Genomic DNA, 12,450 nt, shown 5'->3' on the forward strand with positions numbered 1-12,450 from the left:
GGTCTGGCTGAGATGCCCGGGTCAAGCCCGGGCATGACAACGAGAGCGTGCTATCCCTTGGCCACCGCCTCGGCGATTGCCTTGCCGACATCCTGGGTATTGGCCTGGCCGCCCATATCGGGCGTGCGCGGTCCGGCTTCGAGCACCGCCTCGATGGCTTTCAGCACCGCGGCGCCGGCCTCCTTGTGGCCGAGATGCTCCAGCATCATGGCGCCGCACCAGATCTGGCCGACCGGATTGGCGATCCCCTTGCCGGCGATATCCGGCGCCGAGCCATGCACCGGCTCGAACAGCGAAGGGAACTTGCGCTCGGGATTGAGATTAGCCGACGGTGCGATGCCGATAGTGCCGGTGCAGGCCGGACCGAGATCGGAAAGGATGTCGCCAAAGAGATTCGAGCCGACCACGACATCGAACCAGTCGGGATGCTGGACGAAATGCGCGGTCAGGATGTCGATGTGATACTGGTCGACCCGCACGCCCGGATAACCCTTTTTCATCTCGGCCACGCGCTCGTCCCAGTAGGGCATGGTGATCGAGATGCCGTTCGACTTGGTGGCCGAGGTGAGATGCTTCTTCGGCCGGCTCTGCGCCAGTTCGAAGGCGAATTTGAGAATGCGGTCGGTGCCGATACGGCTGAGGATGGTTTCCTGCACCACGAATTCGCGTTCGGTGCCGTGGAACATGCGGCCGCCGATCGAGGAATATTCGCCCTCGGTATTCTCGCGCACCACCCAGAAATCGATATCGCCGACCTTGCGATTGGCCAGCGGCGACGGGATGCCCGGCATCAGGCGCACCGGACGGAGATTCACATACTGGTCGAATTCGCGGCGCCACTGGATCAGCGAACCCCAGAGCGAGATATGGTCCGGCACCTTTTCCGGCCAGCCCACGGCGCCGAAGAAGATGGCGTCATGGCCGCCGATCTTCTCTTTCCAGTCGGCCGGCATCATGGCGCCGTGCTTGAGGTAGTAATCCACGCTCCAGTCGAAATGATCGAACTGGAAATCGATGTTGAAGCGGCGGGCGGCGGCATCCATCACCCGCAGGCCTTCGGGCACCACTTCCTTGCCGATGCCGTCGCCAGGGATGGTGGCGATCCTGTGCTTTGCCATGTCGGTACGCGTCCTTTTTTGATCTTGAGGTCTGGGGAGACTTAAACAGATTACGCTAGCAGAGTCACATTGGCCTTAGTCGGCATACTGGCCGGCGGCCTTGATCAGCGGCGCCCATTTGTCGATTTCGGCATAGAGATGCGCCTTCAGCGCGTCGGGCGTGGCGCGGGCATCCGAGGCCGTGGTGGTGTTGATCTCGGCGAAGCGCCTGACGATCTCGGCATCCTTGAGCGCGCCGCGCACGGCGGCGGCCAGCTTCTGCACGACGGCGTCGGGGGTGCCCTTCGGCGCATAGAGCGCATGCCAGACATTGACCTCGAAACCCTTCAGGCCCGCCTCGTCGGCGGTCGGCAGGTCGGGCAGATCACTGATCCGCTGCTTGGTGGTGATGGCATAGGCCTTCACCTTTTTGGCCTTGATCTGGCCGGTGGTGTTGGTGGCCTGATCGCAGGTCATGTCGAGCGACTTGCCCAGCAGGTCCTGCATCACCGGCGCATTGCCGCGATAGCCCACCGTGTTGAGCTGCACGCCCATCGCCGACATCATCAGCATGCCGCAGAGATGCGAGGCGGCGCCGATGCCGGCATTGCCGTAGGAGATCTTTTTGCCCTCCTTGCGCAGATGGGCGATCAGTTCGGGCAGGGTGTTGGGCGGGAAATCCTCGCGCGCGATGATGGTCATGGCGGAATCGGTCAGCAGCGCGATGGGCGCGAAGGCGGTTTTGGTATCGTAGGGCAGCTTGCGGTACAGCGTGGCCGCCGTGGAGATGCCGACATGATGCACCAGCAGGGTATGGCCGTCGGGCTCGGCGGTGGCGACGCGGTTGGCGCCGATGGTGCCGCCGGCCCCGGTGGCATTCTCGACCACCACGCTGTGATTGTTGAGCTGGCGCGACAGGCCGAGCGCGGTCAGCCGCGCCACCGTATCTGTAGGCCCGCCGGCGGCATAGGGCACCACCACGGTGATGGCCTTGGACGGCCAGGCCTGCGCGGCTGCATGGCCGGCCGCGAACAGCGGCAGCAGCGCGGCGGCCGCGAGCATGAGATGACGCGTGAAATGACGCATGGGGTTTCCTCCGGTTTTTGTTTTGTACGGAGGAGTCTAGCGCGGCCGGCTTCAGTCCGGCCAATGCCGCTGTTGCCTCAGTCGATGCCGGGCCGGCATAGCGACGGACAGCATGGTGCGCGGGCTCAGGTCGCGCGTTCCCACACTGCCTGGTCGGTGACGATGTAGTCGACGCGGCCGTCGCGCAGCAGGCGCAGCAGGTCGGACGGCGCATCCAGCGCCGGCTCGCTGCCGATCTGCATCGGCAGGCCGAGCAAAGCCGGCAGCCAGCTGAGCGACTTGTAAGCCTCCAGCAGGCCATGCAGCACAGGCTGCTGCCCGGCCTCCACCGCCTCGGCGCGCAGCGGATGCCGCGCCGCCGCCGGCAGCTGCGGCGCCCAGCGCGGCGCCAGCGCGGCGGCCACCGCCGGATCGCGCCAGGCCGGCAGCAGGTCGGTCAATGCCTCGCGCGATGCGTAAAGCACGGGCGGCAGGAAGGCCGGTCGGTCGAGCCGGGCATTCACCGTCGCGACCGCATCTGCATCGCCGCCGGCAAACAGGATGGTGCGAGTCATGCCGCCGCTGGCGCCGATGCCGCGGCCCTCGCCGATGGCGATCACCTTGCCGGCATTGAGCAGGGCGGCGGCGGCGCGCAGCGGGTCGCGGCTGACCATGCGGCAGCCGGCATTGCCCAGCACCGGATCGAGATCGGCAGAATAATCGCGGCCCCAGGCGGCGGCCTGCAGCGGCCGGCGCTGGCGCAGGAAAGTCTCCAACCCGTCCTGCTGCTGCAGCAGGGCCAGCGCGCCGCCGAGCGGCAGCGCGGTCTCGTCGGGCGCGGCATGCACGGCCACCGCGATGCCGTCGCCGAGTGTCTGCTGCAACTGCTGCAACAGCACCGGATCGGCGAGCAGCGGACCGCCGAGCGCGACGCGGCGCAGCATCTGGCGGTCGAGCAGAACCTGGATCGCTTCGGCGAAGCGGTCGACCAGCAGCTTGCCGAGCGAGGCGGCGACCAGCGCCGGCGGCTGGCCCTCGGCGAGCCGGCGCAGCCAGCGTGCCGCACCGCCCTCGGCCGAGAAATCCGTCACGATCCGCCCCTGCGCATCGACCGTGACATGCGCCTTGAAGGCCTCGGCGAGGACCGGTTCGCCCCCATTCGCGCTGGCATGGGCGCTCAGCGCGAACAGCGCCGCGGCATCGGGCAGGCCGAGGCCGTCGACGGCGAGATCGACCAGACGGCCGGGAGAATCGGTTTCCGCCGTGTCGGCCTCATCGCCGGTCAGCGTGGCGAGCCGGCCGTATTTCAGCACGCGGGCGATGCAGCCGCTGCTGTCGGCAGTGAAGACCAGCGTGTCGTCGGCCCAGGGCGCGGCGGTCAGCGCCAGCAGCGCATGGGCGGTGTGACGATCAAAGACCCGCACCGGGATATGGCGGTTGAGGCCGAGATCGCCGGCCAGCATGCCGAGATCGAGCAGGCTTTCCGGGCTGGAACGATGATGCTTGCGGGCTTCATCCAGCAGGCTGATCGGCGTGTCGCGGCCGAGCAGGCTGCGCAACCCGCGGCCGACCCGGCGGGACAGCGACAACGCGCGAAAATGCCGGCCGGGAAACAGCCCCTGGCTCAGCGCCAGGCCGCCGATATCGCCGGCGCGCACATGGGCGATATCGAGGCACTCCGCGATGGCTTCCACCGGAAGCCGTCCGCCGTCATGGGCGACGCCGCTCAGCCGCGCCAGCGGGGCGGCGGCCAGCAGCCTGTAGCCGTCGAAGACGGCGGCGCCGGCGTCCTGCCAACCGGAATGGACGCCGAGCACCAGCATTTTCGGCTAGGCCCGCAGTGTCGCGCCGCAGGCCTTCTCGGCCGCAGCCACGATCTTTTTCGCCACCGCCTCGATCTCCGCATCGGTCAGCGTCTGCTGCGAGGGTTCGAGTCGGACCGTGATGGCGAGCGACTTCCTGCCCTCGGGAATCCCCGGGCCGGCGAAGACATCGAACACGCTGGTGCGGGCAATCAGCGCCTTGTCGGCGCCGCGCACGGCTTTCAGCAGCGTCTCGGCGGCAACACCGGCATCGACGATGAAGGCGAAGTCGCGTTCGACCGCCTGCAGCTCCGAAAGCCTCAGCGCCGGTTTGGTGCGCACGCCTGGCTTGGCGCGGCTGGCCGGGATGCGGTCGAGATACACTTCGAAGCCGACCAGCGGCCCCTTCACATCCATCGCCTGCAGGGCGCGCGGATGCAGCTCGCCAAAGGCGGCCAGAATGGTTTTCGGACCGAGCCGCAGCGTGCCGGAGCGGCCGGGGTGATACCAGCCGGGCGCGCCATCCATCACCATCAGCGGACCGACATCGACGCCGGCCGCCGAGAGTGCGGCGAGCGCATCCGCCTTGGCGTCATAGGCATCGACGGCGCGCGACTTGTCGCGCCAGTGCCGCGCGCCGGTGGCGCCACGACGCAGACCGGTGGCCACCATGGCCTGGCCGTCCATGGCGACGCTCGCATATTGCGGCCCGACCTCGAACAGCGCGACATCCATGCTGCCGCGATCCATGTTGCGTTTTGTCGCCGCCATCAGACCCGGCAGGATCGAGGGCCGCATGGCGTCCATGTCGGCGCTGATCGGATTGACCAGCAGCAGCTCTTCCTGCCCGCCGCCGAAGGCCTCGGCCTCGGCCTTGCGGATGAAGGAATAGGTGATCGCCTCGGTGAGGCCGCGGGCGGCGAGCGCGCGTTTGGCCATGCGCACGCGGCGCTGCGCCGCGGTGAGCGCCGGGGCCGGCACGGCGCGCAGCGGCGGCAGCGGTTCGGCCGGAATGGCATCGAAACCGTGAAGACGCGCGATTTCCTCGACCAGATCGGCCTCGCCGTCGATATCCGGGCGCCAGCTCGGAACCTCGACCGACAGAGCATCACCGGCTGTGGTGACTTTGAATCCGAGCGCCGTCAGGATGCGGGTCTGCTCCGCCACCGGCAGGTCGAAGCCCACGAGACCCAGCAGGCGCGTGGGCCGCAGGGTGACGGTCTTCTTCCAGTCCGGCTCCTTGCCGGCAATCACCGTCTCCCCCGGCTCGCCGCCGCAGAGATCGAGAATCATCGCGGTGGCCACATCAATGCCGGATTTCACGAAAGCCGGATCGACGGTCCGCTCGAAGCGGTGGCGCGCATCGGAATGGATGCCGAGCTTGCGCCCGGTGGCGGCCGTGCGCAGCGGATCGAACCAGGCGGATTCGACGAAGACCTCGGTGGTCTCGAAGGAGCAGCCGGTATGTTCGCCGCCCATCACGCCGCCGAGCCCTTCAGGGCCGGCCTCATCGGCGATCACGGTGATGCTGTCATCCAGCGCATACTCCTTGCCGTCCAGCGCCAGCAGCTTTTCGCCGGCCTTGGCCAGACGGGCCTGGATATTGCCTTTCACCTTGGCGGCATCGAAGACATGCAGCGGGCGGCCGAGATCGTAGGTGAAGAAATTGGTGATATCGACCAGCGCCGAGATCGGCCGCAGGCCGATGGCCTTGAGGCGCTGCTGCAGCCAGGCCGGCGACGGCCCGTTCTTCACCTTGCGGATATGGCGGCCGACAAAGATCGGGCAGGCGCGTTCGGCACCGGCCGGGAAATCGAGCGAAACAGTGATCGGGCTCGCATAGGCGCCCGGCACGATCGCGATCTCCAGCGGCCTGAGCGTGCCGAGACCGGCAGCGGCGAGATCGCGGGCGATGCCGCGCACGCCGAGGCAATCGCCACGGTTGGGCGTCAGCTTGATCTCGATCACCGGATCGTCCAGCCCGAAGACCTTGGCCATCGGCGCACCCAGCGGCGTGTCGAGCGGCAGATCGATAATGCCGGTATGTTCGTCGGTCAGGCCCATCTCGCGTTCGGAGCAGAGCATGCCGTTGGACGCCACACCGCGGATATTGGCGGCCTTGAGCAGCAGCTGCGTGCCGGGGACTGTCGAACCGACGGGCGCGAAAATACCCTTCATGCCGGCGCGCGCATTCGGCGCGCCGCAGACGACCTGGAAGGTCTCGGCACCGGTGAAAACCTCGCAGACCCGCAGCTTGTCGGCATTGGGATGCTGCTCGGCCTTGCGCACCTCCGCGACGATGAAGGGCGCAAAGAGCGCGGCGCGATCCTCGATGCCTTCCACTTCCAGGCCGATGGCGGTCAGCTTCGCGGCGATCTCATCCAGCGAGGCATTCGTGTCGAGATGGCTTTTCAGCCAGGAAAGGGTGAATTTCATCGCGCCACCCCCTGGCCCAGCGTGGGTATGTCGAGCGGCACGAAACCGTAATGCTTGAGCCAGCGCAGATCGGCATCGAAGAAGCTGCGCAGATCGGGGATGCCGTATTTCAGCATGGCGATGCGGTCGATGCCCATGCCGAAGGCAAAGCCCTGCCATTCCGCCGGATCGAGGCCGCAATATTCCAGCACCTTGGGATTGACCATGCCGGAGCCGAGGATTTCGAGCCAGTCGCTGCCCTCGCCCACGCGCAGCACGCCGCCCTCGCGCGAGCAGTTGATGTCGACTTCCGCCGACGGCTCGGTGAAGGGGAAATAGCTGGGGCGGAAGCGCATCTTCACCTGGTCGGTCTCGAAGAAGGCCTTGCAGAATTCGGTCAGCACGCCTTTCAGATGGCCCATATGGGTGGCGCGGTCGATCACCAGCCCCTCGACCTGATGGAACATCGGCGTGTGCGTCATGTCGTAGTCGCTGCGATAGGTGCGACCCGGCACGATGATGCGATAGGGCGGCGGGCCGCCGCGCATGGTGCGCACCTGCACCGGCGAGGTATGCGTGCGCAGCACGACCTGTTCGCCATCGGCGCCGCGTTTGGGCAGGTAGAAGGTGTCCTGCATCTGCCGCGCCGGATGCTCGGGCGGAATGTTCAGCGCGGTGAAATTGTGGAAGTCGTCTTCGATATCCGGGCCTTCGGCAATGCTGAAGCCCATGGCGGCGAAGATCTCGGTGATCTCGTCGATCACCTGGCTGACCGGATGGATGCGGCCCGTTTGCTCGGCGCTGTCGCCGAGCGGCAGCGTCATGTCGAGGGTCTCGGCCTTCAGCCGCGCGTCGATGGCGGCGTCGCCCAGTGTCGCCTTGCGTGACTCGATGGCCGCGGTGAGGCTGTTCTTCACTTCATTCAGGGTTTGCGCCCGCGCCTTGCGGTCATCGGGTGCCAGCGCGCCGAGTTCCTTCAGGGCGGCCGACAGCCAGCCCTTCTTGCCGAGCACCGCAAGGCGGGCTTCTTCCAGGGCATCCAGATTCTGGGCGGCGGCAATGGCGCCTTCGGTTTCGGCAGCCAGCCTGGCGATCTCGGTCATGCTTCCTCTTTACTGCTCAACTATAAGCCGGCGACGCGACAACGGTGTTGCAGACAAAACAAAGGGGGCCGTGGTGACGGCCCCCTTCGCAAACGGTCGCTTGTCTTGAAACTGCGAGTGCGGGCCGATCAGGCCGCCGAAGCAGGCAGGGCCGCTTTGGCCTGCGCCACCAGGGCGTTGAAGGACTCGGGCTCATGCACGGCGAGATCGGCCAGGACCTTGCGGTCGATCTCGATGCCGGCGAGCGCGAGGCCGTTGATAAATCGGCCGTAGGTCAGACCCTGCTCGCGAGCCGCAGCGTTGATGCGCTGGATCCACAGCGAGCGGAAGTTGCGCTTCTTGGCGCGACGGTCGCGGAACGCATACTGCAGTCCCTTTTCGACCTTCTCGATCGCGACGCGGAAGACGGTGGAATTGCGGCCACGGTAGCCCTTGGCGAGCTTCAGGACCTTCTTGTGGCGGGCATGGGCGGTAACGCCCCGCTTAACACGTGCCATATCAGTATCTCCTCAGCTCAGCCGTTGGGCAGGTAGTTCTTGATGATCTTGCGCGCGTCGCCTTCGAACACCACGGCGGTGCCGCGATGATTCCGGATCTGCTTGTTGGTGCGCTTGATCATGCCGTGACGCTTGCCCGCATGGGCTCGCTTCACCTTGCCAGTCGCCGTGAGCTTGAAGCGCTTCTTGGCCGCGCTCTTGGTCTTCAACTTGGGCATTTCATAACCTCCGAAGGTATGGAGTGATCTTCAAGGCGAACTCGGCAGCCCTTCCGGCCGGAACACCCGATACGAGCGCGCGGTTTTAGCGGCCAATCCGTGCGATTGCAAGGCGGATTGCGGGCGGAAAGCCAGGCCGGAGCCCAGCCCCGGAGCCGGCCTCGCGCTGACCCGGACAGGCCGGGAAAGCCCGGCAGACACCATGGCAGGGATTCGGGCGGATTTCCCTAGGGGAAAGCAGCTCCCGCAAGGCCGGATTAATGCTTTTCACCGGCCGGCCGAGTTCCGCCCCGGCCTGCCGAGTCGTTGCCGGCCGCGCCTGCATACCCGCCGGGCGGGCGGACCGGCGCCGCACCCGCCCGCCGCAGGCGAAACACGAAAAAGATACCGCAATCGACTGTCATATCCTTGAAAAACCACGGTCTTGACACCATATGACTTTCTAGAGGCAGGCGTGAAAAAACAGCATTTTTCGCCGGTTTTACACGATTGTCGCACCATGAGGTTTCGCGCTTGCAAAACAGGGAACGACAGCTAGTATCACGCGGGTTCGCGGTACCCCGCCGGACGCCGCCGTACCTCAGATCCTGGCTTCCGTGACACGACCTCTCCGTTCGCCGCCGCGCTTCTGGCGCTGCCGGACAGGGAAAAACTGTCACTAACCAGTTTCCCGGTGCCCGGTCTTTTAGTGGTAACCTGCCGCGTAACTGAACCTTTGCAGGCCGATGTTGAGCAACAATCAATTCTCCTCCCTCGATCTCGTTGAACCGATCCAGCGCGCCCTCACGGCTGAAAAGCATGTGGCGCCAACGCCGATCCAGGCCAAGGCCATTCCACATCTGCTCCAGGGTCGCGATCTGCTCGGCCAGGCCGAGGCCGGCGCCGGCAAGACCGTCGCCTTCACCCTGCCGATTCTGCAGCATCTTTCGATCGACCGGCACCCGGCCGGCCCGCGCAAGGTGCGCGCCCTGATCCTGACCACGTCGCGCGAGCGCGTGCAGCATATCCAGGAAAGCTTCCGGGCTTACGGCCGCTTCGTTCGCCTCAGCCAGGTCACGGTCTATGAAGGCCCCGGCAAGGCGGCGCAGGCCCAGGCGCTGTCGCGCGGCATCGACATCCTGATCGGCACGCCCGGTCGTGTGGTCGAACTGATCAATGCCGGCCAGCTGGAGCTGAACAAGCTCGAGATCATGGTGCTGGACGAGACCGACCGCATGCTGGAACTCGGCGTCACCAACGAGCTGCGCGCCATCTTCGAGGCCGCGCCGACCGAGCGCCAGACCATCGTGTTCGCCACCACCCTGCCGGCCGAGATCAAGCAGCTGGCCGACAACCTGCTGACCGATCCGGTCACCGTGCTGGCCAATCCGCCGGCGCCGCGCCTGATCACCACCGCCCAGTCGGCCCGTATTCGCGACACCGAAGCCCGCCGCCGGGTGCGCGACCTGCTGCCGGAACGGATGGCCGGCCGGCGTTAAGCCGCCCGACCGGATGAAATTTCCCTGACGGCACCTGCCGTTAGCCGGAAGGTCAGGTAACTAAATTTCAAGCATGGCCAAGCGCCCGCCCCTCCGGCGGGCGCTTGCTTATACGCATCCCCTGCGCCAGTGTTTTCCACAGGACGCCGGCTTTCGTCATGACACGGCAACAGAAAATCAACCATGCCGGCGTTACAGCAGGGTGTCCGACTCTGAATCCTGGATATGGCTTTGGTGGCGAAGGAGAATACTGAGCAGTCCGACGAGGTCACCTGGCGCGACAAGCTGCGCGCCTGGTGGCATGGCGACGATTATGTCATGCAGCACACCGTCAAGGACTATTCGACCCAGCCCGCGATGGCGGCGCTGGAGCCGGCTGACGATCTGCCGAAAGAGGTGCCCAGCATCGACAGCTGGTCGCCGCGGCGCCGCCAGGTGGCGCAAAAGCTGTTCGGCGAGGGCTTCAACCAGCCCGGCGGCGAAGAGCTGATGAAGCCGCTGGTCGCTCCGCTCGGCCTCAACCCCAATATGTCGATCACCGAACTGGGCAGCGGCATGGGCGGCATGACCCGCCTGATGGCCCGCGAAAACCTGTGGATCGACGCCTACGAGCCCGACGCGGACCTGGCCGCCGCCTCGATCGACCTGGCCAAGAGCCAGGGCGTGAAACAGCGCGCCAATATCAAGACCACGCCGCTCGACGACCTCAGCTTCAAGCGCAAGAGCGTCGACGTCTTCCTGTCCAAGGACGGGCTGATGAGCGTGCAGGACAAGAGATTGCTGCTGGCCAAGCTGCGCGCCGCCATGAAGCCGGGCGGCCAGCTGATGTTCACCGACTTCCTGCTCACCGGCTCGACCGAGAGCCGCGTCTATGAAGTGTGGTGGGACCGCGAGCCGGTGAAGCCGCATCTGCTGACGCCGGAAGGCCTGCAGGCCGAACTGGAAAGCCTGAACTTCATCATCTGCTACATGGAAGACGTCACCCATGAGCTGAAAGCCGCGGTGATCGACTCCTTCGCCGCCTATGCCGAAGAGGTGAAGCTGAAGGGCAAGGCGATCGACGAGAACGAACGCGAATGGGCGATCTGCGAGGGCGAGCACTGGGCGATCCGGCTCAGCGCCCTGGACGCCAACATCATCCGGCTCTACCGCGTGTTCTGCCGCGTAGTGGATTGAACTAGCGGCCGCGCCATATCAGCCAGACCGCCACGGCGGCCGGCAATCCGAACACCACCAGATGTACCAGCAGCTCGGCCTGCACCGAATAGCCGGCGCGCGTGACGCCGATATAGCCGTTGTAGAACGACACGGCGGCCCAGACCGGCAGAAACAGCCGCGCGCCGTTGACGACCGTGCGTCCGGCACGAGCGTTGATGAAACGCGCACCGCCCCACAGCACAGCCAGCACAATAAAGCCCAACACCGTCATCATCAGCATGTGCATGGTCGATCCCGCCTTGTGATGGCGGCAGTATAGCAAAGAAAAAGGGCCGCATCGCTGCGGCCCTTTTCATATGCGCGATTGGCTGAATGCTTAGTGCAGCTTGGCCTTCACGTCAGTGATGGCGCGGTCGATCTGGGCGGCCGCGGCAGCACCCTGCAGCGACTGGCTCAGCACCTGGGTGGCGGCCGCCACCGCGATGTCGACAGCGGTTTCGCGCACTTCCTGCACCGCCTGCTTCTCGGCCTGGGCGATCTTGTCCTCGGCCTGCTTGCGACGCCGCTCCAGGCTGACCTTCAGGTCGGCCTCGGTCTCCTTGAGAAGGGTCTTCGCCTCGGCTTCGGCCGCGGCGACGATCTCTTCGGCTTCCTTCATGGCGTTGCGCTGCTTGCGCTGGTACTCGGCGAAGAGATGCTGCGCGTCCTGGTGCAGCTTCTCGGCCTCGTCCAGGCCCTGCTTGATGCGGGCGGCACGCTCGTCGAGCTGCCCCAGCACCTTGCCCGGAACCTTCAGATAGAAGATCAGGGCAAAGAACAGGATGAAGGCGACCAGCACCCAGAATGTCGGATCATGGAACATGTCTGACCTCCGGGCCCTTAGGCGCTACGTTTCGCAAGCGCCTGGGCAACGGCGGCTTCCACCGCGTCGTTGCTCGGCGCCGTGCCGCTCAACCGGGCCACGACATCGGAGGCAGCCTCGGCCGCGACCGATTTCAGCGCGGCGAGCGCCTGCTGCTTGGCCGCCAGGATGCTGGCTTCCGCCGCCTTGGTCCGTTCGGCGATCTCGGCTTCGAGCCTGGCCTTCACCGCCGCCTGTTCGGCAGAGATGCGGGCGCGGGTTTCGCCGGCGATGGCCTGGGCTTTCGCCCGGGCCGCTGCCAGCGCCTGCTCGTAGTCGGCGATCGCCTTCTCGGTCTCGCGCTTCAGCCGCGCCGCTTCCTCGAGGTCGTGTTCGAGACGCTTGCGGCGCCCGTCCACCACCTCAGCCACGCGCGGCAGCGCCAGCTTTGCCATCAACACATAGAGGATGACGAAGCTGATCAGCAGCCAGACGAGCTGCGGCAGGAAAGTGGCTGTTTCGAGCTGAGGCATTTAACTCAGACGAACAGGATCAGCAGTGCGATCAGCAGCGCGAAGATGCCGAGCGCTTCGGTCACCGCGAAGCCGAGCATCAGGTTGCCGAACAGCTTCGGGGCCGCGCCCGGATTGCGCAGCGCGCCGTTGAGGAAGTTCGCGAAGATCAGGCCCACGCCGATCGCCGCGCCGCCCATGCCGATCGCCGCAATGCCGGCACCGATCATCTTGGCAGAAGCAAGATCCATGATACTCATCCTT

At 65.9% G+C, this 12,450-nt stretch carries 13 protein-coding genes; 2 read left to right on the plus strand and 11 right to left on the minus strand.

Going from position 1 to position 12,450, the window contains the following annotated elements:
* Positions 1–50 precede the first annotated feature (50 nt).
* The 7 genes from OJJ21_RS08160 to rpmI all read right to left on the minus strand — a co-directional run bounded on the left by OJJ21_RS08160 (position 51) and on the right by rpmI (position 8,197).
* Entirely contained in the window at positions 51–1,118 is a 1,068-nt protein-coding gene (locus tag OJJ21_RS08160; protein WP_297684967.1) for a tartrate dehydrogenase, read from the minus strand.
* A gap of 75 nt (positions 1,119–1,193) precedes the next feature.
* On the minus strand, positions 1,194–2,183 hold the full coding sequence (locus tag OJJ21_RS08165) for a tripartite tricarboxylate transporter substrate-binding protein (RefSeq protein WP_297684969.1): 990 nt from the start codon (positions 2,181–2,183) through the stop codon (positions 1,194–1,196).
* Positions 2,184–2,308: 125 nt separating this feature from the next.
* On the minus strand, positions 2,309–3,979 hold the full coding sequence (locus OJJ21_RS08170) for a carbamoyltransferase C-terminal domain-containing protein (protein ID WP_297684971.1): 1,671 nt from the start codon (positions 3,977–3,979) through the stop codon (positions 2,309–2,311).
* A gap of 12 nt (positions 3,980–3,991) precedes the next feature.
* Positions 3,992–6,400: a phenylalanine--tRNA ligase subunit beta gene (gene pheT, locus OJJ21_RS08175; RefSeq protein WP_297684973.1), complete on the minus strand. Its 2,409-nt coding sequence runs from the start codon at positions 6,398–6,400 to the stop codon at positions 3,992–3,994.
* On the minus strand, positions 6,397–7,482 hold the full coding sequence (gene pheS / locus OJJ21_RS08180) for a phenylalanine--tRNA ligase subunit alpha (protein WP_297684975.1): 1,086 nt from the start codon (positions 7,480–7,482) through the stop codon (positions 6,397–6,399). Before pheS ends, pheT begins: the two co-directional genes overlap by 4 nt.
* Before the next feature lie 128 nt (positions 7,483–7,610).
* On the minus strand, positions 7,611–7,979 hold the full coding sequence (rplT, locus tag OJJ21_RS08185) for a 50S ribosomal protein L20 (RefSeq protein ID WP_297684977.1): 369 nt from the start codon (positions 7,977–7,979) through the stop codon (positions 7,611–7,613).
* A 17-nt stretch (positions 7,980–7,996) separates the two neighbouring features.
* Complete coding sequence (gene rpmI, locus OJJ21_RS08190; protein WP_297684979.1) at positions 7,997–8,197, minus strand: 50S ribosomal protein L35; 201 nt, start codon at positions 8,195–8,197, stop codon at positions 7,997–7,999.
* A 725-nt stretch (positions 8,198–8,922) separates the two neighbouring features.
* Here rpmI and OJJ21_RS08195 point away from each other — a divergent pair.
* Entirely contained in the window at positions 8,923–9,675 is a 753-nt protein-coding gene (locus OJJ21_RS08195; RefSeq protein WP_297684981.1) for a DEAD/DEAH box helicase, read from the plus strand.
* 234 nt (positions 9,676–9,909) lie between these two features.
* On the plus strand, positions 9,910–10,851 hold the full coding sequence (locus OJJ21_RS08200) for a methyltransferase domain-containing protein (protein ID WP_297684983.1): 942 nt from the start codon (positions 9,910–9,912) through the stop codon (positions 10,849–10,851).
* A 1-nt stretch (position 10,852) separates the two neighbouring features.
* On the opposite strand, the gene OJJ21_RS08205 is transcribed toward OJJ21_RS08200, so the two are convergent.
* From OJJ21_RS08205 to OJJ21_RS08220, 4 genes are all read right to left on the minus strand, one after another.
* Complete coding sequence (locus tag OJJ21_RS08205; protein ID WP_297684985.1) at positions 10,853–11,119, minus strand: hypothetical protein; 267 nt, start codon at positions 11,117–11,119, stop codon at positions 10,853–10,855.
* A gap of 90 nt (positions 11,120–11,209) precedes the next feature.
* Positions 11,210–11,695 (minus strand): F0F1 ATP synthase subunit B, encoded by a 486-nt coding sequence (locus tag OJJ21_RS08210; protein ID WP_297684987.1) that lies wholly within the window; start codon positions 11,693–11,695, stop codon positions 11,210–11,212.
* Between the two features lie 17 nt (positions 11,696–11,712).
* Positions 11,713–12,207 carry a F0F1 ATP synthase subunit B' gene (locus tag OJJ21_RS08215; RefSeq protein WP_297684989.1) on the minus strand — a complete coding sequence of 165 codons (495 nt, stop codon included), beginning with the start codon at positions 12,205–12,207 and terminating at the stop codon, positions 11,713–11,715.
* Between the two features lie 5 nt (positions 12,208–12,212).
* Complete coding sequence (locus OJJ21_RS08220) at positions 12,213–12,437, minus strand: F0F1 ATP synthase subunit C (RefSeq protein ID WP_144068315.1); 225 nt, start codon at positions 12,435–12,437, stop codon at positions 12,213–12,215.
* Positions 12,438–12,450 lie beyond the last annotated feature (13 nt).

It is taken from the genome of Ferrovibrio sp., assembly GCF_025869515.1.
GTDB lineage: Bacteria > Pseudomonadota > Alphaproteobacteria > Ferrovibrionales > Ferrovibrionaceae > Ferrovibrio.